The organism is Candidatus Cloacimonadota bacterium, assembly GCA_011372345.1.
In the GTDB taxonomy this organism is placed as follows: Bacteria; Cloacimonadota; Cloacimonadia; order Cloacimonadales; family TCS61; genus DRTC01.
Genome location: DRTC01000535.1, coordinates 1 through 1,677, shown reverse-complemented (window position 1 = coordinate 1,677; position 1,677 = coordinate 1). Strand labels below are relative to the sequence as shown.

The following is a 1,677-nucleotide window of genomic DNA, read 5'->3' as shown; positions in this document are numbered from 1 at the left end:
TTCTTTAACTATCTCCTTGGAAATATCGAGTCCTATCACTACACCCCTTCCTCCAACCTCTTTTGAGTATTCTACTGTCTGCTTTCCGATTCCACAACCCACATCTAAAATCTTGTCTCCTTCAACGATTTCGTAATTACCTTCTTTTTGAACAGCTCCCGAAATGGTAACCTTATTTTGCACGGCAGGAATGTGAATGATGTCTCCGTCCATTACGTAGGGATTTTCATTGGAATCTCCAAATGTATAAAATTTGACCAGATCAACTAATATTTCTTGTTTATGTCGTTTAATGGTAATAAGTCGTTTAGACATTTCTGGCCAGGGTTCTTCCCTGTCTTCAGTAAAATATTCTTCATAGCGTTTTTTAAAAATGTCTAAATCCTCTGCACTATTTTCAATATTTTGCTTGTTCTTTATTTTCGTGTTAAAATTTTTCTGAGCAGTAAGAGCAAGTTTGATGATTTCGGAAACACGCGTGGAAGGCGGAACAAAATACACACCCGGATTGGGAACTGCCCCGACCAAAGAAACATGATATAACAGATCAGTTTCATCACTACTATTGAACTGACCATTCAAAGACAAAACGAATCCTAGCAAAACCAGCAAAATCAATGTATTTTTTTTCTTTAACTTCACACTTCCTCCTTAGGAAATTCAGGAAAAAATCCCAACTTAACAAATTTTGTCAATTTTTAAATTCAACACTTAAGCGGACTCATTGCAAGTTATCATACAGGTATTCAGCCATTTTCAAACTTTTATTGATCATAAATTCAGAGTACTTCTCTTGTTTATGATTTACTTGGAAAATCATTTTAAATCCTTTGGTAGCATCGATTTTCACAGGGTAATTGAATTTTCCCACAAAATTAGTAAGTAGGCTCCGAGCAGGCATATTAGATGTATTGAATTCAATTATAATTTTATTTTTTCTCATCTTCATGGATTCCAAACCGATTTTTTTGATGTACAAGCGAAGCTGGAAATACTTAAGTGCAGTTTGTGCTTGCGCGGGAATATCTCCGAATCGATCTCGCAATTCACTTTTTAGATCATTAAACTGTGTGGGTTCATCAAACTCCAGCATTTTTCTATAAATTTCCAATCTTTCCTTTTCGCTCTCAATATAGCTTTCAGGAAAATAATAATCACTTTCAATGCGTAATCTTTCGATATTTTGCGATTCTTCTTCCAACCATAATTCCTTTGGTTTTTCTGCCTGAATATTTTCAATGGCCTTCGTAAGAAGACGATTATAATAATTAAATCCGATTGAATTAATTATACCGCTTTGTTTTGTTCCCAACAGTGTTCCGGCACCACGCAGTTCCATATCGCGCATTGCAATTTGATAACCGCTTCCCAGTGATTCATATTCGATAAGAGTTTCCAGACGTTTTCGGGCATTATCCTGAAGTTTGGAAGGAATGATGAGATAGGCATACGCGCGGCGATTGCTCCGCCCTACACGTCCTCTTATTTGGTAAAGTTGAGCCAGTCCAAACATATCAGCTCGATTTATGATTATCGTATTTGCATTGGGAATATCTATTCCGGATTCGATGATTGTGGTAGCGATGAGAACATCAAATTTGTGATGTGCAAAATCCAAAGTTACCGCTTCCAATTGCTTTTCAGGAAGCTGCCCGTGTCCTATTCCAAACCTGATAT

At 36.7% G+C, this 1,677-nt stretch carries 2 protein-coding genes; both read right to left on the bottom strand.

Translation table 11 applies throughout. The features are described 5' to 3' along the window. Positions 1 to 642 (bottom strand): hypothetical protein (locus ENL20_10200; protein ID HHE38927.1); only part of this gene is annotated, 642 nt, incomplete at its 3' end. A gap of 79 nt (positions 643 to 721) precedes the next feature. Continuing rightward, the coding region (locus tag ENL20_10195) for a transcription-repair coupling factor (GenBank protein ID HHE38926.1) at positions 722 to 1,677 on the bottom strand (956 nt) is incomplete at its 5' end.